Genomic DNA, 22,281 nt, shown 5'->3' on the forward strand with positions numbered 1-22,281 from the left:
CGGGTGCGGCTTTGCCGCGATGTCACCGGCCCGCGCATGCCTCCCTCTCTTTCCACACGCCCCCCACATGACCCGCTGGATTGGACGGATTGCCCTGCTGCTGTTGGTCCTTGGACTGCTCGCAGCACTGACCGGATGGTGGCTGTTACGAGGCAGCCTGGCGCCTCTGGACGGCCGCCAGACCCTGCCCGGATTGTCCGCGCAGGTCCAGATCGTGCGCGACAGGCACGGCGTGGTCACCATCGACGCGGCCAACGCCGCCGATGCGGCGCGCGCGCTGGGCTATGTGCACGCCCAGGAGCGTTACTTCGAGATGGACCTGATGCGGCGGACCTCCGCGGGCGAACTGGCCGCGCTGTTCGGACCACGGGCGCTGCCGGTCGACCGGCGCCACCGGCTGCACCGGATGCGCGCACGGGCGCAGGCCTCGCTCCCCGATTTCGCCGGCGCGCATCGGCCCGTGCTGGATGCCTATGTCGCCGGGGTCAATCGCGGTCTGACCGACCTGCGCAGCCGGCCTTGGCCTTACCTACTTCTGCGCCAAGCGCCCAAGCCATGGACGGCGGCCGACAGCGTGCTGACCGGCGATGCGATGTATTTCGACCTGCAGGACGCGGACGATACGCGCGAGCTGGGCCTGTGGGACCTGCAGCAGCACCTGCCCCCGGCGCTGTACGCGTTGCTGACCCAAACGGGCACGGCGTGGGACGCCCCGCTGCAGGGCGGGCCGCGCGATCCGGTGACGCTGCCTGAGGCCACGCAGGTGGACCTGCGCCAACTGCCCTTCCCTGCAGCGCACGACAAGGCCCCGCCAGCGCCGGCCCTGGCGCCGGGCAGCAACAACTTCGCGATCTCCGCCGCCCACACCCGGGACGGGCGCGCCATCCTCGCCGATGACATGCACCTGGCCCTGCGTGCGCCCAACCTGTGGTTCCGCGTGCGCCTGCGCTATCCCGACCCGCACGCCGCGCGCGGCCGCGTGGACGTGACCGGCTTCAGCCTGCCCGGGCTGCCGGCTGTCATCGTCGGCAGCAACACGCACGTGGCCTGGGGATTCACCAACGGCTACGCCGATACCGCCGATCTGTTCCGGGTCCATCCCTGCACGTCAGGGGCTCAGGCCACCTGCGCCCCGGTCACCGTTCGCAAGGAGCGGATCGAGGTGGCCGGCGGAGCGGACGACACACTTGAAGTGCGCGAAACACCCTTCGGTCCCCTGGTCCGCGATCTGCCCGATGGCCAGGCGCTGGCCCTGCGCTGGGTCGGGCACCTGCCCGGAGCACTCAACCTGGGCCTGCTCGACCTGGCCGGCGCGGGCGACCTGGAAGCGGCGCTCAAGGTGGCCGACCACACCGCCGTCCCGGCGCAGAACCTGCTGCTGGCCGATGCGCATGGACGCATCGCCTGGCGCCTGCTCGGCCCGCTGCCGCAGCGTGCACCGGGCTGCGACGCCGGCCAGTTGGTACTGCCCACTGCGTCGGCCGCATTCGACCAGACCGGGCAAGCCGCGTCCCCGTGCGCACCGTGGGCGCTCTCCACCCGGTTGGCAGAACCGTTGGTGGATCCGGTCGAGGGCCGCCTGTGGACGGCCAACAACCGGGTCGCCGACGGCCCCCTGCTGGCCACGCTCGGCGATGGCGGCTACGCCCTGGGCGCACGCGCGCAGCAGATCCGTGACGACCTGCGACGCCACGAGCACCTGGACGAGCCGGCGCTGCTCGCGGTCCAGCTGGACGATCGCGCCGTGTTCCTGCAGCGCTGGTGGGCCCTGCTGCGCAGCGAAGCCCGCCAGGCGCCGGAAGACTCCGCGCTGCGTGCACTGGCCCGCGCCGCGGCGCACTGGGATGGCGCGGCGGTGCCTGGCTCGGTAAGTTTCCGCCTGGTCCACGATTGGCGCCTGGCCGTGCAGGCGCGCGTGGAGGACGGCCTGGAAGCGCCCGCGCTAGCGGTCCTGGAGCCAACGTTCACGCGCCCCTCGCTGCCGCAGCTGGAAGGCGTGACCTGGGCGCTGCTCGAACAGCGCCCGGAACATCTGCTGCCGGCCAGCCTGTCCTGCGCCGCCCTGCATCCCGCCCCGGCCGGCTGCAACGACCGGGACGGCTGGCACCGGCTACTGGAGGCGGCCGCCGACGATGTGCGCGCGCGGCTCGAACCCCCGGACAAGCCGCTGTCCACGCGCACCTGGGGGGAGCGCAACACCGCGCGCATCTGCCACCCGCTCGCCTCCGCGCTGCCGTGGCACGCCAAGCGCCTGCTGTGCATGCCGGCCGAGCCGTTGCCGGGTGCAGGCGACATGCCGCGGGTCCAGGCCCCCTCCTTCGGCGCCTCCGAGCGCATGGTGGTCTCGCCCGGGCACGAAGCCGAAGGCATCGTGCACATGCCGGGCGGACAGAGCGGGCACCCGCTGTCGCCGTACTGGGGGGCCGGTCACGAAGACTGGGTGCAGGGCAAGCCGACGCCCTTCCTGCCCGGCCCGGCCGAGCACCGCCTGGTGTTGGAGCCGCGCTAGGCGCGCGGCAGCGAGACTTCGACGGCCAGCCCGCCCAGCGCGGACGAAGTGGACAACACGATCCCGCCGGCGTGCGCATCAACCACCTCGCGCACAATCGCCAGACCCAGGCCACTGCCTTCCTCGCCGCTGCCCAGTTCGCGGTGGAAACGATGGAACACGCGTTCGCGCGCCACTTCGGGGATGCCCGGGCCGCTGTCCTCCACGCTCAGCAGCGCCGCGCCGTCGCGTACCTGGGTGCGGATGACGATCCGGCCGCCGGTCGGGGTGTAGCGGACGGCGTTCTCGATCAGGTTGCGCACCAGCAGCCCCAGGCCCAGCTCGTTGCCGAGGGCCTGGACGCCCCCCAGGTCCGTGCTCAGTTGTTGGCGTTTGCAGTCGGCCATGGCCGCCAGTTCCTCGACCTCGACCATGACCAGCGCGTCCAGGTCCAGCAACGCGGGAGCCGACAGACCGGCGCTGCGTTCGCTTCGGCTCAACGAGAGCAGTTGCGCGACCAGACGCTCCACCCGGCTCACGCTGGCGTCGAGCTGGGCCTGCGAATGGCGCCGCTCCTGTCCGTCCTCGGCCTGACGCAGATTGCCCGCATGGACCTTGAGTGCGCTGATCGGGGTCCGCAGCTCATGGGCCGCGTCGGCGATGAAGCGCCGCTCGCGCGCCAGGGCCGAATCCAGCCGATGCAGCAGCCCGTTGACCGCCCGTACCAGACCATGCACCTCGCGTGGCAGGTTGGACAGCTCCAGCGGCGTCATACGCTCGGGGTCGCGCTCGCCGATCTGGTCGGACACGCGCACCAGCGCGCGCGTCGCCCAACGCACCACCACCCAGATCAGCAAGACCATCAGCGGCAGGGCCAGGGCCATCGGCAGCAACGTGCCCTCGGCGATGTCCTCGGCCAGTTCGGCGCGGATGTCGGCGCGCTCGGCCGACTGGAACCAGCGACCCGATGGCGAGCGCAGGGTGAACACGCGCCAGTCGTAGCCGGCCAGCCGCACATCGGCATAGCCAGGCGACAGCGCCGCGAAGGCATGGGTGGGCGCACTGTCCGAACGCAGCAACAGGTTGCCGTCGTGGCTCCAGGCCTGAAAGGCCAGCTTGGTCTCGTAGGCATGGCCATTACTGAAGGCCAGCGCCTCGCCAACCCCCTGTGCCTGGCCATGCCAGCCCTTGAGCACGACCGCTTCGCCCGGATGGGCTTCCAGGTCGGCGAGCGGTTCGTCCATCAGACTCATCACCACCCGCGCCGACTGCGCCAGGCGTGCGTCGAACATCTCCCCGGCCTCCTGCAGGCCGGCGTGGTAGCTGAAGACCGCCGCCAGCGCCAGCAGCACCGACAGCAGGCCCACCAGCGAGACCATCAGCACGCGGCGGATGGAGTTCAAGGCGACGCTGCCCCGGCCTTGGCCGCGGCTTCCTCGTCCAGGGCGTAGCCGATGCCGCGCACGGTCCGGATCAGCCCGGGGTCGAGCTTGCGGCGGAGCTGGTGGACGTGCACGTCCACCGCGTTGCTGGCCACGTCCTCGTCCCAGCCATACAAGTGCTGCTGGATGGTCTCGCGTCCCAAGGGGCGTCCGTGTTGCTCCATCAGCAGGCGCAGCAGGGCGAACTCGCGTCGGGTGAGGTCCAGCCCGCGACCACGCCAGGTCACCGACAGGCGCGCCGGATCCAGGTGCAGCGCCCCGGCATCCAGGGTGGGCTGGGCACGGCCGGCACTGCGCCGCAGCAGCGCGCGGATGCGGGCCTGCAGTTCGGCGGTATCGAAGGGCTTGCCCAGGTAGTCGTCGGCGCCCACGTCCAGGCCCAGGGTGCGGTCGGCGGCACGCTCGCGGGCACTCAAGACGAGGATCGGCACGTTGCTCCCGGAAGCGCGCGCTTGGCGGATGACCTCGATCCCGTCCAGGCGTGGAAGCCCCAGGTCCAGCACGACCAGGTCGAAGCCACCGTCGCGCACCGCCATCAACGCCGCGGCGCCATCGCGGACCCAATCCACCGCAAAGGCACCGCGCCGCAAGGCGGTGCAGATGCCCTCGCCCAGCGAGACGTCGTCTTCGACCAGCAGGATGCGCATGGTCCCAGTCTGGGCCGGGCCCTCACTGGCTGGCAAGGTGGGCGCGGACCTCCTTCAGCTTGGCGGCCGCTTCTGCACGGCGTCCGCGATCGGCCAGCTCGCGCCCCGGCCGCGCCGGGGCATCGATCGCCTTCTGCAGGGCACTGGCCGCGCCGGACCAGTCCTTCTGGTCGCGCAGGAAGTCGCCGTAGAAATAATTGGCGTCGATGCCGTTCGGGTTGATCTCCAGGCCCTTGCGCAGCATCTCGCGCGCCTTGTCGTCATTGCCGAATCCGATCGGCCAGCCCGGGACCTGGTAGTACAGCGCGCCCAGGCTGGTATAGGCCGAACCCTCCAGCGCGTCGGGGTCCAGCTTGAGCGCGGCCTCCAGATCGCCACGGGCCCGCTTGACCAGGGACAAGGCCCCCATGCCGCCTTTCTCGCCGGCCCAGCTGGACAGCACGATGCCTTCCCAGATCAAGGCAGCGGCATCGCGCGGCTTTGCCTGCGCGGCCTGTTCGGCCTGCTTGGCCAGGGCCTCGAAGGCGGCCTCGCGCTGCGGCTTGGGGGTCTGGTAGCTGATCTGCGCCCAGCGATCCCGGACCTGCCCGACCTCCGGCGACACGGCCTGGGCCCACGCGGTCCCGGCTCCCACCATCAGCAGGGCGGCCAGCATCAGCCCATGGCCGGACTTACGGGGATGAAGGTTCATGGGCGGGTTCCTGGATGGACGGATGGGCCTGGCCGCGGGCGTGGCGCCGGATCGTGGGCAACTGCGCGCGCAGGCTGCGATCGACCAGCGCCGGGAAGGCACCGTTGAGGCGGGCGAAGAATTTCTCCGGCCAGCCCAACTGGCGGCGTGTATCGCCCTGCACGATGGCCTGGACCAGCTGTGCAGCGACCGCCTCGGGCGTATCGCTCGGGGTCCGCAGCTCGGCATTGAGCGCATCGACCGCGGCGGTGTTGAACGCGGTGCGCGTGGCGCGCGGAGACAGGTACTGGAAGCGCACCGGCCCGTCGGCATGCTCGCGCGCCAGGGCCTCGAACAGGCCACGCAGGCCGAACTTGCTGGCGCTGTAGCCGGCAAAACCGGCAAAGCCGATGCTTCCGAAGGTCGAGCCCACCGCGACCACCGATGCTTCCGGCTGCGCGGACAGCAGCGGCAGGAAGTCCTGCACCAACAGCATCGGCGCGACGAGGTTGGCCTGCATGACCGCTTCCAGTTCCGCGGCGGACTGCTCCTGGAACAGCCCGAAGGCACTGCGCGCATGTCCCAGCACCAGCACCGCCGGCTTGGGCTGCTGCGCGCGCGCCATCTCCAGCAGGTGCGCGCGCCCCGCGGCGGTGGATAGATCGGCGGCCACGATGATCACCCGGCCCTGCGGCTGGGTGCCGGCCAGGACGGCCAGGCGGGCGGCGCTGCGACCGACTGCCATCACCGTGGCACCGGCCGCGACCAGGGCCATGCACAAGGCCGAGCCGATGCCACCGCTGGCGCCGGTCAGCACGACGGTCTTGCCCTTGAGGTCCATCACGCGGCCTCCGCCAGGCGCATGCCATCGCGGCGCAGGGTGCGGAAGATGTCGCCGTAGAGGACGTAGAAGCGACGCGCAGCATGGATCACCGCCTGCTTGTCGCCCGGATCGTCCAGGCGGTTCATCAGGCCTTCGAAGAACCCGGCGTGTTCCACATCCAGGTCCCCGTGCGACAGCAGGTAACTGAAAGCATTGCGCGGCAGGCCCAGCGAGGTCTGGATGGTGTTGGCCGCGCGCGTGGCCAGCGCCACGCTGGTGCCTTCCAGCACCAGGACCATGCCGAAGAAGCCCACCGGATTGCCGCGCGCGATGGTGTCGTAGGCGTAGCTGACCATCAGCTCGGTGGCCAGCGACGGCTCCGAAGCCGCGCAGGTGGCCCGGTCGGCACCGCAGGCGACCAGATCGTCCAGGATCCACTCCTGGTGCCCCATTTCCTCCTCGATGTACTCGCCGATGGCCGTGCGCAGCCATTCCAGCCGCGCCGGCAGACGCGCGCCGCAGGCCATCAGCAGTGGGACGGTGTGGCGTACGTGGTGGTAGGCCTGGCCCAGGAAGGCGATGTAGTCCTCGCGGGCGATCTGCCCACCCAACGCGGACTGGATGATGGGCACGGAAATCAGCCCGGCACGCGCGTCCTGGGTCTGGGCGAGCAGTTCATCGTGGAAACTCATGCGGCAACTCCTGCAATGGGAACGGAAGCCGGGCGGCGGTAACTGGCGTCCACCTCGGCCTGGTAACGGGAAAGGATGGCCTCGCGGCGCGGACGGCCATTGGCCGTCAGCAGCCCGTCGGCCGCGGAGAACGGGGCGCTGGCGCGGACAAAGCGCGACACCCGGGCGTAGTCCGGCAGGCCCGCGTTGACCTGCGCGAGCGCCCCGGCAATCACCGCGTCGTCGAGATCGGGGCGACGCGGCCACAGCACGGCCACGTTGTCGGCCTGCGCCTCGCCCCAGACCACCGCCTGGGCCAGCGCCGGGTGCTGCAGCAGCTCGCTTTCGACCCACTCTGGCGAAACGTTGCGACCGAAGGCGGTGATGAACACGTTCTTGCGCCGCCCGGTGATATGCACGAACCCGTCTGCATCCACGTGGCCCAGGTCACCGGTGCGGACCGGCCCGTCGGGCAGGGCCTCACCCCCCAAATAGCCCAGCGCCCGCACGCCATCGACCAGGATCTCGCCCTCGTCGATGGACAAGCGCGCGTGCGGCAGGGGCTGTCCCACGCTCCCGGCCAGCTGCGCGCCAGGCCGGTTGAGGCAGACCACCGAGGCGCATTCGGTCAGGCCATAGCCTTCGAACACCGGCAGGCCCAGCGCCTGCGCCCGCGCCAGCAGCGCCGGGCCGATGCGCCCGCCGCCGACGGCGATGTAGCGCAGGCTCGCGGGCAGCGGCGCGCCGTGCTCGGCCGCCATCACCAGGGCCAGCAGCAGCTGCGGCACCAGGATCACGCTTTCGGGCTGATAGCGATGCAGGCACTTGAGCAGGGTCGGCACGTCCAGGCCCGAGGCGCCGGTGTAGCCGATCTCGGCCAGGGACGGCAGCGCGATCTGCGCATCGCCCAGCAACGTGGCGTAAAGCCCGGCGACGTTTTCCAGCAGCGTGGACAGCGGCATCAGGCACAGGTGCCGACGCGGACGGATCGCAGAGGACGCCTGCACCAGCGAACCGGCCACGGCCAGCAGCCCCGCCGCATCCAGGCACACACCCTTGGGACGGCCGGTGGTGCCGGAGGTATAGGTAATGCACGCCGTGCCGTCCGGAAGCGCGAGCGCTGGCGCACCCACGCGCCAGCCATCCAGGCCGGTGTCCGCCAGTTCGGCCTCGAGGCCCTCCTGTCCTGGCGGCAGCGGCGTGCCGTCGGCCACGATCACGGCCTGGGCGCCGCTGGAGGCCAGGGCATGTCCGACCTGCTCGGAGGAGAAGAACGTCGGCAACGGCACGTGCACGCCGTCGAGCAGGCGCAGGGCCAGGTCCAGCTCCAGCCAGGCCAGGCCGTTGTCCATCCGGCTGGCCACGCGCCGCAGGCCCGCTTGGTCCAGGCGGCCGGCGAGCGCCCGCACGCGCCCGGCCAGCGCCACGTCGCCCAGCGAGCCAGCGGCGGTGATCACCCGTTCGGGCGAAGTGCCCAACGCCTCCAGCAGCACCGCGCCAGCGTTCAAAGGCCACCTGCCAGGCACAGGGCGGCCGGTGCGGACACTTCGGTCTCGGGCTCCAGCCTTTGCATCAGGTAGGCGTGCCCGGTCGCCACATTGCCGCAAACCACGACCGGGTTGGCGTCGTAGTAGCGCCCCCAGTCGGTCTGGGAGCCGGCCAACCGTTCGGGCCGGGCCTCGACCAGTTCCACCGGTGAGAGCTGCAGGCGTTCGAAGGCGTTGCGCAGCTGGCGAGTGGCGGCGAACAGCACCCAGCGCACCTGGGCGCTGTTGAGCAGGCAGGTGACCTGCACGATCAGTTCGCGCGCGGTGCCCGGTGTAGCCGCCGCGAAGTTGCCCACTTCGGCCATCGCCTGGCGCCAGACACCATGGCAATCCAGCCGCTGGGCGATGGCGACCTCGGCCGGCAGATCCAGATACTGTTCGACGAACAGCGGCCCTTCGCTGCCCAGGCGCAGGCCGACGGCCGCCACCAGCGTGCCGGCGAGATCGTAGTAGGCCAGCAGGTGTGGCAGGAAACTGTGCAGCTGCGCGCCATAACGCTCGCGGTAGATGGCGGCGATGAACGCCTCCACGCCTGCGCGTTGCGGATCATGCGGGCCGACCAGCTGCGCATGGGCGAAACGTCCCGGCAGGGGGACGAAGACGGAAGTGGGGATCCAGGACATGCGCCGCATCCTCGGCGCGCCAAATTAAGCCTCGATTAGGCGACTGTTAGCCGTTTATTCGGATTTCGCAAAGCGATGGTTACCGCCGCTGGAACGTTAACCCGCGGTGTGGAGTGTCGATCGCCCGCCTCGCTACACTGGCCCCCCGTCTAGACAGCCGCCCGTGGCGGCCACCACGCCCTTGCCAGATCCCGCGACGCCAGGCTTTCCCTCACCCCGTATTCGCGCCGGCTCGGTCAGCGACATCAGCAACCACCGCTCGGACATCTTCTTCGCTGCGGTGGAGACGACCCGGATGCCGATGATCGTCACCGACCCGCATCACCACGACAATCCGATCGTGTTCGCCAACCGCGCTTTCTTGGAGATGACCGGCTATACGGCCGACGAGATCATCGGACACAACTGCCGTTTCCTGCAGGGCCCGGAGACCGACCGGGAGACCGTGGACGCGATCCGCGAGGCGATCGCCGAGCGCCGCGATTTCGCCACCGAGATCCTCAACTACCGCAAGGATGGCAGCTCGTTCTGGAATGCGTTGTTCACCTCGCCAGTGTTCGACGACCGGGGCGAGCTTGTGTATTTCTTCGGCTCGCAGCTGGACGTCAGCCGTCGCCGCGACGCCGAGGACGCCTTGCGCCAAGCCCAGAAGATGGAGGCGCTGGGCCAGCTCACCGGCGGCATCGCCCACGACTTCAACAACTTGCTTCAGGTCATGAGCGGCCACCTGGAGCTGATCACCCTGCTGGCCAGCCGCCCGCAGGTCGAGCAGGACAAGCTGCTGCGCAGTGCCGGACACGCGCGCGACGCCGTGGACAAGGCCGCCACGCTGACCCAGCAGCTGCTGGCGTTCTCACGCAAACAGAAGCTCCAGGGCCGCGTGCTCAACCTCAACAGCCTGGTATCGGGCATGACCGAACTGGCCGGGCGCACCCTGGGCGAAGACATCGTCCTGGAGCAGCAACTCGACCCGGCGCTGTGGAACTGCCGCATCGATGCCACCCAGGCCGAGGTCGCCCTGCTCAATGTGCTGATCAACGCCCGCGACGCGCTGCTCGGTCGCAGCGAGCGCAAGGTGGTGATCCGGACCTCCAACGTGGAAATCGGCGCGGACGACGCGGCCTCCTCACTGCACGGCCAGCTCGCGGCCGGACGCTACGCCAGCGTCGCGATCACCGACACCGGGGCCGGCATCCCTGCCGAGATCGTGGACCGGGTGATGGACCCGTTCTTCACCACCAAGGAAGTGGGCAAGGGCACAGGCCTGGGCCTGAGCATGGTCTATGGCTTCGTCAAGCAGTCCGGCGGGGTGGTGCACCTGTCTTCGGAGCCCGGCCAGGGCACCACGGTGCGCCTGTATTTTCCCTCAAGCGAAGACTCGGTCGGGCTGCTCGAAGCCGTGAACCGACGCGCCTTGGACAAGGGCGGCAACGAGCGCATCCTGATCGTGGAGGATCGCGAGGATGTGGCCGGCGTCGCGCAGATGTTCCTGGAAGGCGCCGGCTATGCCACCGACGTGGCCCGCAGCGGCCAGGAGGCGATGGCGTATTTCGACGCCGATCGCGAGTACGACCTGCTATTCACCGATCTGATGATGCCCGGCGGGATGAACGGCGTGGTGCTCGCCCGCGAGGCACGCCGACGCATGCCTCGCATCAAGGTGCTGCTGACCACCGGCTATGCGGAGGCAAGCCTTGAACGTACCGATGCCGGCGGCGCGGAGTTCGACCTGATCAACAAGCCCTATACCCAGCGCGACCTGCTGCGGCGCCTGCGCATGCTGCTCGATGGCCCGACCGGCACCGGCTGAGCGTCACACGCCCAGCCAACTCGACCCTGGGATGGAATGGTGGATCAACTCCAACTGGTCCAGGGTCAAGTCTTCCGGCTCAGCGGGCAGCGGCAGACGCAGGTGTTCGCGGACTAGCCAAGTCCCCTCGTTGCGCTCCACGCGCACACCCTGGGGCAAAGCCAGGCCTCGCCCGTCGCTATCAAACAACACCAGTTCTGCCATCTTTGAGTTCCTTAATCCCTGGGCCGCTCCCATTCCCGGATCGTAGAACTGCCACGTCGGATCATCGTGAAACCGGCTTCACGCCACGGCACCGGGTTCTCGCCTTGCACGGCCCTACATCCTCGCGCCGTTTTGACACCGCGTGCGCATCCACAAGACTACCGTGCGCGAAAACACAAGATCTTCGGAGCCATATGAACGACCAGCCGATCCGCGTGCTCATGGTGGATGACAACGCCGAGCTCATCAACGTCGTGCGTGAGGCCATGGACCTTCTGGGCGTCAAAGTGGATGGCGCCTTGAGCGCACAGGGCGCGATCGCCCAACTCGCCCGCGACGATGGATACGACGTGGTGTTCAGTGACGTCTTCATGCCCAACGGCATGTCGGGCGTGCAGTTGCTGCAGATGCTGGCCGTCTCCAACCCCGACATGCGTACGGTGCTGACCTCAGGCTTCCCCAAGGAGCAACTGCCGCCGCTTCCCGAAGGCGTCACGTTCGTGGCCAAGCCCTATAACTTCACCTTGCTGCTGGAAGCCTTCAGGCGCGAAGCCGGCACCCCGACCCACTGAGTGATCCGCGGCGCGGCGCCCGAAGCCTGAACATCGCCATCGGCCGCGACGGATTTTCCATTCCGCCACGACCGGCATTCGGAGAGGATGCAGGTTCCGCCGTCTCCCTGTCAGTCCCGATGACCTTCTTCCGACTCCTCGGTTGATGCCGCTCATAGCGGTTGCCGCCCTTCCCCATCAGGCCCATGCCGCCGAGCCCGCCGCCTGCACTGCGCGCGTGGCGCCCGGCCAGGACCTGCAACAGGCGATCGATGCGCTCCCCGAGACGGACCAAGCCGTCACGCTGTGTCTGGACAAGGGTGAATTCCCGCTCAAAGGGCTGGTGTCGATCCAACGCGACAAGCTCACCTTGCGCGGAAGTGGAAAGCAGACCGTCCTGCGCATGCGCGACGGCGTACAGCAGCCGCTACTGGTCATCGGTGACTATCTGCATCAGGTGCCAGAGCGCGTCATCCAGCATGTCGCCGTGGAAGACCTGAGCCTGGTCGGTGGCCAGGCCGACAACGAATTCATGCCCGAGCGCCCCTATCTGAGCAACAGCGCGGTGGTGGTCCGCAAGGGGCGCGACATCCGCCTGAGCCGGCTCAGCGCCAGCCACTGCCGCAGCGCCTGCCTGTTGACCGAGCAGGACACCCGCGGCGTGGTGATCGATCACAACGACGTGTCCGGCGCGGCCTGGGACGGAGTGTCGTTCAACAGCACCTCGCAGGTCCTCCTGGTGGACAATGAGATCCACGACAACGTGGCCGCCGGGATGACCGCCGAGCACATTACCGACAGCCAGATCCGTGACAACCGGTTCATCGACAACGGCAGCCAGGGCATCTACCTGTCCAACTCCACCGGCAACCAGTTCTCGGGCAACACCTTCACTGGCAACCACCTGGCCGGCGTCTTCCTGACCTGCGCGATCCGCTACCGCAATGCCGACGGCAGCACCCAGTGCTGGGACAACAGCATGAGCCAGGACAACGTATTCGCGGCCAACCGCTTCGATAGGAATCCCCACACCTACACCATCGGCGTGGACAACGCGGCCAACTGCCGCAGCGACGGGTTCAAGCCCAACCTCTGGCGCGGCGACAATCAGGCAACCGTCTCCGGCGTGGACCTTGATCCGCAACGCTATGGAGATTGCGTGCGGCACGAACCGGCCCCGGCCACCTCATCCTGACCACCCCGGGCCGCGGACGAGAAGGCCCGCCAACAGGCGGGCCTTCTCGTCTCAGATGTCAGACGGGGAACTACGCCAGCGCCTGTGCGTGCACGCCTGCGATCGCGCGCCCCGACGGGTCTGCCGCATTGGCGAAGCTGGCATCCCAGGCAATCGCCGCCGGCGACGAGCAGGCGATCGACTTGCCGCCCGGCACGGTCTCGGCTGCGGCCGGCGACGGAAAGGCCTGCTCGAACAAGGTGCGGTAGTAATAGCCTTCCTTGGTCGTCGGCGGGTTGACCGGGAATCGCTTGTCGGCCGCCGCCAGCTCGCGGTCGGTCACCTGGGCCTCGGCGTGGGCCTTGAGGCCGTCGATCCAGCCGTAGCCGACGCCGTCGCTGAACTGCTCCTTCTGCCGCCACAGGATCGAATCGGGCAGATAGCCTGCAAAGGCTTCGCGCAGCACGGCCTTCTCGATGCGCTTTTTCCCGTCCGCACCCACCGTGATCATCTTGTGCGAGGCGTCCATGCGCATGGCCACGTCCATGAATTCGCGGTCCAGGAACGGCACGCGCGGCTCCACGCCCCAGGCCATCATCGACTTGTTGGCGCGCAGGCAGTCGTAGTTGTACAGCGCGTCCAGCTTGCGGATCAGCTCCTCATGAAACTCGCGCGCGTTGGGCGCCTTGTGGAAGTACAGGTAGCCCCCGAAGATCTCGTCGCTGCCCTCGCCGCTGAGCACCATCTTCACGCCCATGGCCTTGATCCGGCGCGCCAGCAGAAACATCGGCGTGGAGGCACGGATCGTGGTCACATCATAAGTCTCGATATGGCGGATCACCTCGGGCAGCGCGTCCAGGCCTTCCTCGAAGGTGTACTCGAACCCATGGTGCACGGTGCCGAGCGACTCGGCCGCGATCGCCGCGGCGGCCAGGTCCGGCGAACCAGCCAGGCCGATGGCGAACGAATGCAGCCGCGGCCACCATGCTTCGCTCCTGTCACCATCCTCCACGCGATGACGCGCATAGCGCGCGGCCACGGCGGCCACCAGGGACGAATCCAGGCCACCGGACAGGAGCACGCCATAGGGCACATCGGTCATCAGCTGGCGATGCACGGCACGTTCGAAGGCTTCGCGCAGTTCGGTCGGCGTGACGTCGACATCCTTGACCGCGTCGTAGTCGCGCCACGGGCGCTTGTAGTACTGCTTCAACTCGCCGGTGGCCGTGTCGTACCAATGGCCGGGCGGGAACTGCGCGACGTCCGCGCAATGCTCGGACAGCGACTTCATCTCTGAAGCCACCCGCAGACGACCGTCCTTGTCATGCCCCCAGTAGAGCGGGCACACGCCGATGGTGTCGCGCGCGATGATCGCCCGGCCCTTGGCCTTGTCCCAGAGCGCAAAGGCGAAGATCCCGTTGAGGCGGTTGAGGAGGGACTCGACCTCGTCCTCGCGATACAGCGCGTTGATGACCTCGCAGTCCGAGCCGGTCTGGAACGCATACGGCTGGGTCAGCTCGGCCTTGAGTTCAGCGTGATTGTAGATCTCCCCGTTGACGGCCAGGGCCAGCCCGCCGTCCTCGCTCAACAGCGGCTGCGAACCACCGGCGGGATCGACGATGGCCAGGCGCTCGTGCACCAGGATCGCGCCATCGTCGACATACACGCCGCTCCAGTCCGGCCCGCGGTGACGCTGGCGCTGTGAACATTCGAGCGATTGACGGCGCAGCGCGCCAAGATCATCGCCGGGCTGGAGACCGAAGATGCCGAAGATGGAACACATGGTGAGACTCCTGGGGAAATGTCTTGCAAGGACAGTGACGTGGGGTAAGTGGCGAAGATCGAACATAAAAAAACCCGCACCTTGCGATGCGGGCTTTTCTGGTTCCTTGGCTGTTCCGTTCTTTGCCTAGTCGCAGACCCGCATCGGCCGCGCACGATTATTCGCGCGCAGGGGATTGCGGTTGTTGTTGTTCACGACGTTGGCGCGGCGGGACGGCATGGGGCGAACTTAACCCGGTCGTTTGCGGGCGCGCAACTGTTACGCGAGCAACCGTTGAATCAGCGCGCGGTACAGGGCCGGCAGCTGTTCCAGGTCGGCCACGCGCACGTGCTCGTCGATCTGGTGGATGGTCGCGTTGACCGGGCCAACCTCGATGCACTGCGCCCCCAACGGCGCAATGAAACGCGCATCGGACGTCCCGCCACCGGTGCTTTCCTCCGGCGGCGCGCCGGAGAATTGGCCCAGCACCTCACGCGCGACGCTGCGCAGCGTGCCTTCCGGGGTGTAGAACGGCTCGCCGCTGCGATGCCACTTGAGTGCGTATTCCAGGCCCTGGCGATCCAGCAGCGCGGTGATCTCGGCTTCCAGCCTCGGCGCGTCCCAGTGCGGGTTGTAGCGCAGGTTGAACAGCACCTGCAGCTCACCCGGGATCACGTTGCTCGCACCGGTCCCGGCGTGGAGGTTGGAGACCTGCAGGCTGGTCGGCGGAAAACTCTCGTAGCCGTCATCCCAGTGTCGGGAGGTCAGTTCGGCCAATGCGGCGGCGGCCTGGTGGATCGGATTGCGCGCCTTGTGCGGATACGCGACATGGCCCTGCACGCCCTTCACGGTGAGCGTGCCGGTCAGGCTGCCGCGACGGCCGACGCGCAGCAGGTCGCCGAGCTTTTCGGTGGATGAAGGCTCACCGGTGATGCACCAATCGATGCGCTGGCCGCGTTCGCGGAACACGTTGGCCACGTGGCGCACGCCATCGATGGCATCGCCCTCCTCGTCGCTGGTGAGCAGCACCGCGAGGGTGCCGCTGTGATTGGGCTGCGCGGCGACGTACTGCTCGGCCGCCACCACGAACGCGGCCACGCTGCCTTTCATGTCGGCGGTGCCGCGTCCATAGAGGTTGCCCTCGCGCACCTCCGGTTTGAAGGGATCGCTGGTCCATGCATCGACCGGACCGGACGGCACCACGTCGGTATGACCAAGCAACACCAGCACCGGCGCGCCGCTGCCGTGCGTGGCCCACAGGTTGTCGACCTGGCCGAAGCGCAAGTGCTCGCACGCGAACCCGGCGGCCTGCAGGCGACCGGCGATCAGCGCCTGGCAGCCGGCATCCTCCGGGGTGACCGAGGCACGCGAGACCAGGTCGAGGGTCAGGTCGAGGACATCATGCATGGCGAACGGATCGGCTGGGCGGCCGTCAAGGATACGACGCACAGGGCGGTCTAGACCCGCCGTCGCGGTCCCGGTTGGATTGTGGGCAGGGATCAAGCCCCGCCCTTGTGATCTGTGGAGCGGAGCTTGCTCAGCTGCTCTTCGGTCAGACCCCCAGAAAGCCACTGTAGAGCGGAGCCCGCTCCGCTGCGCTTCGGTCAGTTCCTCAAAAGCCACAGCGGAGCAAGCTCCGCTCTACCCGATCCCGAAGCGCGCCTTGAAGGCGTTATCCGAAAACCCCTGGCTCACCACGCCATCTTCGGTGACCACCACGGGGCGCTTGATCAGCTGCGGATGCTCGCGCAGCAGCAGCTTCCATTCCGCCTCGCTGCCGGGCGTCTTGCGGTTGTCCGGCAACTGACGCCAGGTGGTGGAAGACTTGTTGACCAGTGCGCCGAAGCCGCCCGCCTTGTCCGCCCACGCCACCAGCGTCTCCGGTGCGGGCTTGTGCTCGCGATAATCCACGAAGGTATGGGCGACACCGAAACGATCCAGCCACTTGGTGGCCTTCTTGCAGGTGTCGCAGTTCTTCAGTCCGTAGAGCGTGGTCATGGCAGCGTGTCTCACAAGGCGTTGGCTTGTGAGGACGCCGCGATCAGCGCAGCGGACGCGGCGCGACGCCCTCGTTGGTCATCTTCACCGGCAGGATGTGGCCCTGCGCGTCGAAGACCATGCGGTCGATGGCGACCTGGCGATGGTTGCCATCGGAGTCGCCCAACGGGTGACGATGGTAGACGATGTACCAGGTGTCGTCGTCCCCGCGGAAGATGGAATTGTGGCCGGCACCGGTGCCGATGGTCGGGTCCTGCTGCAGGATCTTGCCGATGCGCTTGAACGGCCCGGTCGGCGAATCGCCGATCGCGTAGGCCACCGAATAATCCGGCCCGGTCCAGCCGCCTTCGGACCACAGGTAGTAGTACTTGCCGTTGCGCTTGAACATCAGCGAGCCTTCGACGTACTCCGGTGCGGGCGTGATCTCCTTGAACACCGTACCGTCGGCCATCGGCAGCACGCCGGTGAAATCGTCCTTGAGCCTGACGATATTGGCGTGCTTCCAGCCGCCGTAGATCATGTACCAGGTTCCGTCGTCGTCCTTGAACACGAACTGGTCGATCGGCTGGGCGCCATTGTGGAACTTGCCGACCAGCGGCTTGCCCAGCAGGTCGCGATACGGGCCATCGGGCTTGTCGGCCACGGCCACGCCGATGCCACCGACCTGTTGGTCGTTCTGGATGTCGTTGGCCGCGAAGAAGAAGTAGTACTTGCCGCCGTTCTCCACCACCGCCGGTGCCCACAGCGCCTGCTTGGCCCAACGGATGTCCTGGATCTTCAGGATGCCCGGGTGCTTGGTCCAGGTCACCAGATCCTTGGAGGAAAACGCGTCGAAGTAGGTCTGCTGCGCATAGGGCAGCGAGCTGGTCGGATAGATCCAGTAGGTGTTGTCGAACACCGCGGCTTCCGGATCTGCATACCAGCCCGGAAAGATCGGATTACCCGAACTCGCCTTGGCCGCAGGCTGCGCAGCCTGCGCTCCGATCGCGCCCGTGGCGATCGCCACGGCCAATGCCACTGTCTTCAATGCCCTGCCCCGCATGTGCCGCTCCCGACATGGATGGTCATGCCGAGTCTAAATCGATTTAGACCGCTGCGGCAGCAGACCAAGGTCATAGGGCTTGTCCACTCGCAACACTTGGAAACGCACAAACACCAAGGGCCACACACGTGGCCCTTGGCTTCGCTCGCAATCTCGTCCCGCGTCAGTCGGCCAGGCCGCGCAGCAGGTCGTTGACGCTGGTCTTGCTGCGGGTCTTCTCGTCGACCTGCTTGACGATCACCGCGCAATACAGCGAGTGCGAACCGTCCTTGGACGGCAGCGAGCCGGACACCACCACGCTGCCCGGGGGCACGTAGCCGTAGCTGATCTCGCCGGTGGCCCGGTTGTAGATGCGCGTGGACTGGCCCAAAAACACACCCATGCCGATCACGCTGTGGTGGCCGACCACCATGCCTTCGACCACCTCGGAACGGGCGCCGATGAAGCAGTGGTCCTCGATGATCGTCGGACCGGCCTGCAGCGGCTCGAGCACGCCGCCGATGCCGGCACCGCCGGACAGGTGGCAATGCTTGCCGATCTGCGCGCAAGAGCCGACCGTGGCCCAGGTATCGACCATCGTGCCCTCGCCCACGTAGGCGCCGATGTTGGTGAAGCTGGGCATCAGCACCACGTCCCTGCCGAAATAGGTGCCGCGACGGGCCACCGCACCGGGCACCACGCGCACGCCGCCGGCCTTGAACTGCGCCGCATCGTAGCCGGCGAAGCGGGCTTCGACCTTGTCCCAGAACGGCGCCGGCTCGGCATCGATCACGCGCATGTCGTTGACGCGGAAATACAGCAGCACGGCCTTCTTCAGCCACTGGTTGACCTGCCAGGCACCGTCCTGGCCAGGCTGGGCCACGCGCAGTTCGCCCGACTCGAGCCCGTCGATGGCCGCATACACGGCCGGTCGCACGCGGTGCTTGATCTCGTCGGGGGTCAGCTCGGCGCGCCGCTCGAACGCATCCTCGATCTGTGGGCGGAGTTCGTCGATATCGACTTTGGATGACATGGAAAACGCAGGTCCTTGTGGGGAAGGGAAACAGGGAGATCGCCCGGCACGTGGTGCTCAGGCTGCGTACTCGAGACTGGCACGCAACGCCTCGCTCAAGGCCTCCCGGGCAGGCAGGTCGAGCGCGCGATCATGCTCGTCGCTGAGGTGGAAGACATCCTCGGCCCGCTCGCCAAAGGTGGCGATGCGGGCGTCATGCACGCGCAGGCGATGCACGCGCAGCACCTGCGCGATCTGGGCCAGCAGACCCGGCCGGTCGGGGGCGACCAGATCCAGCAGCGTATGGCGGCCGTCCAACGTCGGCCCGAACTCGAAACGCGGCGCGAAGCGGAAATGCCGCAGCTGTCGCGGCACGGTGCGCTGCGAGATGCGCACCTGGTCCAACGGCCTGGTCAGGGTCTGGCGCACGGCGGCGGCCACCGCCTCGGGATCGCCGCTGGCGTAACTGTCCGAAGGCAGGATCTCGAAGGTATCGAAGACCGTGCCGTGCGGACCGACCAGCACGCGCGCCTGGTGCACGCCGTAGCCGGCCCGGTCCAGCGCGGCCAGGATCGCGGCGAACAGCCCATCCTTGTCCGGCGAGTGCACGAACAACTCCAGCGCCGCGCCGTCTTCGTCGATGCGACGCACCCGGACCAGGGTCTGGCCGGCGAACACATCCACCAACGCGGTGGCCTGCCAGGCCAGTTGCTCGGGACGGAAGCGCATGAAGCTCTCGGCCGGCATCTCGGCGAACTGGCGATCGATGGTCGATTCGCTCAGGCCCTGGGCCAGCATCAGCGCGCGTGTGGCCTCGCGGCCCTCGGACACGCGCTGGCTGACCGCGATGGGCTGCTCCAGGCCTTCGCGCAGCACCCGGCGGGTGGCGAAGTACAGGTCGGCCAGCAGCCGGTCCTTCCAGGCATTCCACAGCTTGGGGCTGGTCCCGGCGATGTCGGCGCAGGTCAGCAGGTACAGCGTGTCCAGGTGTTCGCGGTCGCCCACCAGGGTGGAAAACCGGTGGATCACCTCCGGATCGGCGATGTCCTGCTTCTGCGCGGTCACCGACATGCGCAGGTGCTGCTCCACCAGCCAGGTGACCAGGCCGGTGTCCCCTGCGCTCAGCCCGTGGGCCTGGCAGAACGCGGCCGCGTCCACCGCTCCCAGTTCGGAGTGATCGCCCCCGCGCCCCTTGGCGATGTCGTGGAACAAGCCGGCCAGCAGCAGCAGCTCGGGCTTGCGCAGGCGCGGCCACACCTCGTGGGCGATCGAGAAGCGCTCGTCGGCTCGCCCGCTGGAGAAGATCGCCAGGTTGCGCAGCACCATCAGCGTGTGCTGGTCGACCGTGTAGACATGGAACAGGTCGAACTGCATGCGTCCGGACACCTGGGCGAAGGCCGGCAGCCACTGCCCCAGCACGCCCAGACGGGCCATGCGCGCCAGGCTGTCGACCGCCCGCGGCCCGCGCAGCAGACCCATGAAGGCGGCGCGCTGATCCGGTGTTCCTTCGGGGTAGGACGGCAAGGCATACAAGGCCTCGGCCAGCGCGCGCGCGGTGCGCGAGTGCAGGCCGCGCACCTGCGGCTGCGCGGCCCAGGTGGCGAACAGGGCAAAGACCTCGCCGATGTCGCGCGGCCATTGCGGATCGCGCGCGGCCAGGTAGTTCCGGCACAGCTCGAAATCCGCATCCAGCGCGCGCGGCTGCGCCTGGCCCTCGAACTGCTCCTCAAAGCGCTGCAGCAGCCGGTCGCTGATCCGGCGCACCAGCGAGGCGCTGCGATAGAAGCCCTGCATCATCTGTTCCACGGCCAGGCTGCCCGGCGCATCGACATAGCCCAGGCGCGCGGCCAGGGTCTTCTGGTAGTCGAAACGCAGGCGCTCCTCGGGCCGGCCGGCGACCAGATGCAGGCCATAGCGCAGCCGCCCCAGCACGCGCCGCTCGCGAGCCAGCGCCTGGGCCTCGTCCTGGCCAAGCTGGTCCATGCCCACCAGCGGCTCCAATTCGCTCACCCCGAAGGTGCGCAGCGCCATCCAGCCCAAGGTGTGCAGGTCGCGCAACCCACCGGGACCGTCCTTGATGTCCGGCTCCAGGTTGTCCGAGGTATCGCCAAAACGCGCATGCCGCTGCGCCATCTCCTCGCGCTTGGCGGCGAAGAATTCGCGTGGCGGCCAGACCACCTCGGGCGCCACCGCCTGGGCCAGCGCACGGCGCGCGGCCGCGTCGGCCTGCAGCGGACGAGCCTCGATCAACGCGGTCAAGACGGTCTGATCCGCCGCCGCCTCGGTGCATTGGGCGGGCGAGCGCACCGCATGGCTGACCTTCAGCCCGACGTCCCAGATCAGAGCCAGGCAGCGCGCCAGCGCTTCTTCATGGCGCTGCTGTGCCTCCGGCTCGCCCAACACCAGCACGTCCACGTCCGAGTGCGGGAACAGCTCGCCGCGGCCATAGCCGCCGACGGCAAAGAGCGACAGACCGCTATCGAGCGGAATGCACCGATGCCAGGCTTCGCCCAACAGATGATCAACCGCGCGGGCTCGCAGCGCGAGCACCCGGTCGATCCGGTCCACATCGTCGAAATGCTTGGCCAGCCGCTCATCGGTCGTGGCCAGGATCGCGCGCGCCTGCTGCGACCACTCGCCATCGAACGCGGGGTCAGGCCCCATCGACGGCCGCAGCGAGGCCTCGCCAGCAGCGGCCGCGCCGGTCACAGGTCGTTATCGTCGCCTGGCAGGCGGGTCAGGATCTCCACCCCGTCCTCGGTCACCGCCACGGTGTGCTCCCACTGCGCCGAGAGCTTGCGGTCCTTGGTCACCACGGTCCAGCCATCGGGCAGCGTGCGCGTATAGCGGCTGCCTTCGTTGATCATCGGCTCGATGGTGAAGGTCATGCCTGGCTTGAGCACCACGCCATCGCCGGGACGGCCGTAATGCAGCACCTGCGGCTCGTCGTGGTAGACCGTGCCGATGCCGTGGCCGCAGTACTCGCGCACCACGCTGAAACGCTCGGACTCGGCGTACTGCTGGATCGCATGGCCTACATCGCCCAGCGTCGCGCCCGGCTTGACCGCACGGATGCCACGGAACATCGCCTCACGCGTGGTCTCCACCAGGCGCTTGGCCATGACCGACGGGGTGCCGACGTAGTACATGCGGCTGGTGTCGCCATGCCAGCCATCCTTGATGACGGTGACGTCGATGTTGACGATGTCCCCGTCCTTGAGGACCTTGCCGTCGCTGGGGATGCCGTGGCAGATCACGTTGTTGACCGACGTGCAGACCGTAGCCGGGAAGCCCCGATAGCCCACGTTGGCGGGAATCGCATCCTGCACCTTGACGATGTGGTCATGGCAGATGCGGTCCAGCTCGGCGGTGGTCACGCCCGGCTTGACGTGGGGGGCGACGACCTGCAGCACCTCGGCGGCCAGGCGGCCTGCGACGCGCATCTTTTCCAGGTCGGCGGCGGATTTCAGTTGAATGCTCATGGCCCCCATTATCGCCGATTCCGCCAACAGCTGAACGACCGCGTTGTGCATCGCAACACGAATGTGAACTCCGTGAACACGTGGCCCCCAATCCCCGGACCCGCGTCAGCTCCAGTCGCAGCGACGCGCCAGCCGCTGGGGCGCCAGTCTAGACATCGATACAGTCAAGGGGACCGGCACGGGCAGCCCCAGACGATCAACGTCTTCGGTCGCGTGGCGGCTGGACAAACCGCCGCCCCAGGGCCGTACAGCGACACCATCACCGTGACCATCACCTACTGACGCGCCTGCCGACGGCGCGGCCAAAAGTGACGCCCGCGCTGGTGCGTCGCAGCAATCACGGCTCCAAATTGCGG

At 68.2% G+C, this 22,281-nt stretch carries 19 protein-coding genes; 4 read left to right on the top strand and 15 right to left on the bottom strand.

The features are described from left to right. Positions 1-67: 67 nt before the first annotated feature. Positions 68-2,509, top strand: a complete 2,442-nt coding sequence (locus tag PJ250_RS19650) for a penicillin acylase family protein (RefSeq protein ID WP_271646309.1) — start codon at positions 68-70, stop codon at positions 2,507-2,509. Here the strand turns inward: PJ250_RS19650 and PJ250_RS19655 are convergent. Genes PJ250_RS19655 through PJ250_RS19685 form a run of 7 tightly spaced genes read right to left on the bottom strand, consistent with a single transcriptional unit; the run spans position 2,506 to position 8,911 of the window. Continuing rightward, complete coding sequence (locus tag PJ250_RS19655; protein ID WP_271648712.1) at positions 2,506-3,870, bottom strand: ATP-binding protein; 1,365 nt, start codon at positions 3,868-3,870, stop codon at positions 2,506-2,508. The two genes, PJ250_RS19650 and PJ250_RS19655, sit on opposite strands and share 4 nt — an antisense overlap. A gap of 17 nt (positions 3,871-3,887) precedes the next feature. Then, positions 3,888-4,577 carry a response regulator gene (locus PJ250_RS19660; protein ID WP_271646310.1) on the bottom strand — a complete coding sequence of 230 codons (690 nt, stop codon included), beginning with the start codon at positions 4,575-4,577 and terminating at the stop codon, positions 3,888-3,890. A 22-nt stretch (positions 4,578-4,599) separates the two neighbouring features. After that, positions 4,600-5,268: a hypothetical protein gene (locus PJ250_RS19665; protein ID WP_271646311.1), complete on the bottom strand. Its 669-nt coding sequence runs from the start codon at positions 5,266-5,268 to the stop codon at positions 4,600-4,602. Next, entirely contained in the window at positions 5,249-6,088 is an 840-nt protein-coding gene (locus tag PJ250_RS19670) for an SDR family oxidoreductase (RefSeq protein ID WP_271646312.1), read from the bottom strand. The genes PJ250_RS19665 and PJ250_RS19670 overlap by 20 nt, the downstream gene beginning before the upstream one ends. Further along, positions 6,088-6,762: an iron-containing redox enzyme family protein gene (locus tag PJ250_RS19675; RefSeq protein WP_271646313.1), complete on the bottom strand. Its 675-nt coding sequence runs from the start codon at positions 6,760-6,762 to the stop codon at positions 6,088-6,090. The genes PJ250_RS19670 and PJ250_RS19675 overlap by 1 nt, the downstream gene beginning before the upstream one ends. Beyond that, the gene (locus PJ250_RS19680) at positions 6,759-8,249 is read right to left on the bottom strand and encodes an AMP-binding protein (protein WP_271646314.1); all 1,491 of its coding nucleotides are present in this window, start codon (positions 8,247-8,249) and stop codon (positions 6,759-6,761) included. Before PJ250_RS19680 ends, PJ250_RS19675 begins: the two co-directional genes overlap by 4 nt. Then, on the bottom strand, positions 8,246-8,911 hold the full coding sequence (locus PJ250_RS19685; RefSeq protein WP_271646315.1) for a thermostable hemolysin: 666 nt from the start codon (positions 8,909-8,911) through the stop codon (positions 8,246-8,248). The genes PJ250_RS19680 and PJ250_RS19685 overlap by 4 nt, the downstream gene beginning before the upstream one ends. A gap of 244 nt (positions 8,912-9,155) precedes the next feature. Between PJ250_RS19685 and PJ250_RS19690 the strand changes: the two genes are divergently transcribed. Next, positions 9,156-10,721 carry a histidine kinase famiy protein gene (locus PJ250_RS19690; protein WP_271648713.1) on the top strand — a complete coding sequence of 522 codons (1,566 nt, stop codon included), beginning with the start codon at positions 9,156-9,158 and terminating at the stop codon, positions 10,719-10,721. 3 nt (positions 10,722-10,724) lie between these two features. Here the strand turns inward: PJ250_RS19690 and PJ250_RS19695 are convergent, their stop codons facing one another. Beyond that, positions 10,725-10,925, bottom strand: a complete 201-nt coding sequence (locus tag PJ250_RS19695; protein WP_271646317.1) for a hypothetical protein — start codon at positions 10,923-10,925, stop codon at positions 10,725-10,727. Between the two features lie 194 nt (positions 10,926-11,119). Here PJ250_RS19695 and PJ250_RS19700 point away from each other — a divergent pair, with 194 nt between their 5' ends. Both PJ250_RS19700 and PJ250_RS19705 read left to right on the top strand, forming a co-directional pair. Next, positions 11,120-11,497: a response regulator gene (locus PJ250_RS19700; protein WP_271646319.1), complete on the top strand. Its 378-nt coding sequence runs from the start codon at positions 11,120-11,122 to the stop codon at positions 11,495-11,497. 145 nt (positions 11,498-11,642) lie between these two features. Continuing rightward, the gene (locus PJ250_RS19705; protein ID WP_271646320.1) at positions 11,643-12,671 is read left to right on the top strand and encodes a right-handed parallel beta-helix repeat-containing protein; all 1,029 of its coding nucleotides are present in this window, start codon (positions 11,643-11,645) and stop codon (positions 12,669-12,671) included. Positions 12,672-12,741: 70 nt separating this feature from the next. Here the strand turns inward: PJ250_RS19705 and asnB are convergent, their stop codons facing one another. The 7 genes from asnB to map form a co-directional block, all read right to left on the bottom strand. Next, positions 12,742-14,433, bottom strand: a complete 1,692-nt coding sequence (gene asnB, locus PJ250_RS19710; RefSeq protein WP_271646321.1) for an asparagine synthase B — start codon at positions 14,431-14,433, stop codon at positions 12,742-12,744. 258 nt (positions 14,434-14,691) lie between these two features. Further along, complete coding sequence (gene dapE, locus PJ250_RS19715; protein ID WP_271646322.1) at positions 14,692-15,819, bottom strand: succinyl-diaminopimelate desuccinylase; 1,128 nt, start codon at positions 15,817-15,819, stop codon at positions 14,692-14,694. A 234-nt stretch (positions 15,820-16,053) separates the two neighbouring features. Further along, positions 16,054-16,410: an arsenate reductase gene (locus tag PJ250_RS19720; protein ID WP_271646323.1), complete on the bottom strand. Its 357-nt coding sequence runs from the start codon at positions 16,408-16,410 to the stop codon at positions 16,054-16,056. A 43-nt stretch (positions 16,411-16,453) separates the two neighbouring features. Next, positions 16,454-17,416 (bottom strand): glycoside hydrolase family 43 protein, encoded by a 963-nt coding sequence (locus PJ250_RS19725; RefSeq protein WP_271646324.1) that lies wholly within the window; start codon positions 17,414-17,416, stop codon positions 16,454-16,456. A 199-nt stretch (positions 17,417-17,615) separates the two neighbouring features. Further along, positions 17,616-18,464 (bottom strand): 2,3,4,5-tetrahydropyridine-2,6-dicarboxylate N-succinyltransferase, encoded by an 849-nt coding sequence (gene dapD / locus PJ250_RS19730; protein WP_271646325.1) that lies wholly within the window; start codon positions 18,462-18,464, stop codon positions 17,616-17,618. A gap of 57 nt (positions 18,465-18,521) precedes the next feature. Next, on the bottom strand, positions 18,522-21,107 hold the full coding sequence (gene glnD, locus PJ250_RS19735; protein ID WP_271646327.1) for a [protein-PII] uridylyltransferase: 2,586 nt from the start codon (positions 21,105-21,107) through the stop codon (positions 18,522-18,524). 41 nt (positions 21,108-21,148) lie between these two features. Beyond that, complete coding sequence (map, locus tag PJ250_RS19740; protein WP_271646328.1) at positions 21,149-21,925, bottom strand: type I methionyl aminopeptidase; 777 nt, start codon at positions 21,923-21,925, stop codon at positions 21,149-21,151. Between the last annotated feature and the right edge of the window lie 356 nt (positions 21,926-22,281).

This window comes from Pseudoxanthomonas sp. JBR18 (assembly GCF_028198165.1).
Lineage (GTDB): Bacteria > Pseudomonadota > Gammaproteobacteria > Xanthomonadales > Xanthomonadaceae > Pseudoxanthomonas_A.